Consider the following 618-nt stretch of genomic DNA (forward strand, 5'->3'; position numbering starts at 1 on the left):
GCGATGGTTGCAGCCCTCGGAAATTTTCAGGTAAGCGTAGTGCTTGGGCGTGAGCTTGATCCCGGCGGCCGGCACCAGGTCGAGGAACGGGTCATGGGGCTTGGGCAGATGCGTGTGCACCGCCTGCATCACCTCGCCCAGCGCATGCGGGCCGGTCACGGCCAGCACCTTCGGGTGGACGGAGGTGATGATGTCCTCGCCCGCCGCGTTCTTCTTGGCGCCCAGGCAGCCGGTAACGATAACCTTACCGTTCTCGGCCAGCGCCTCGCCGATCGCGTCCAGGCTTTCCTGCACCGCCTCGTCGATAAAGCCGCAGGTGTTGACGACCACCAGGTCGGCGCCGTCATAGGTGCCACTGATGGCATAGCCTTCGGCGCGCAGCTGGGTAATGATCTGCTCGGAATCCACAAGCGCCTTTGGACAGCCAAGGCTCACGAATCCCACATTTGGAATATGGTCTTTATTAGTCGTTGATTCTGAAGGGTTTTTCACGGTTACTTCCAAATGTGGGGCGGGCGAGGCGGGACATGGCCGCCTGGCGGTACAAAGCCAATCGCGCATTTTAACCGCTCGCCAAAGTTTCTCGGCGCCTGATCCCCGACATGCCGCGGTAAACCT

1 pseudogene is annotated in these 618 nt (G+C 61.0%); it reads right to left on the reverse strand.

The features are described 5' to 3' along the window. Positions 1 to 492 (reverse strand): annotated as a pseudogene (rimO, locus tag AC1DKD_RS41790) (30S ribosomal protein S12 methylthiotransferase RimO); the annotation flags it as partial. Positions 493 to 618: the final 126 nt, after the last annotated feature.

The organism is Cupriavidus sp. 05T313, assembly GCF_056396665.1.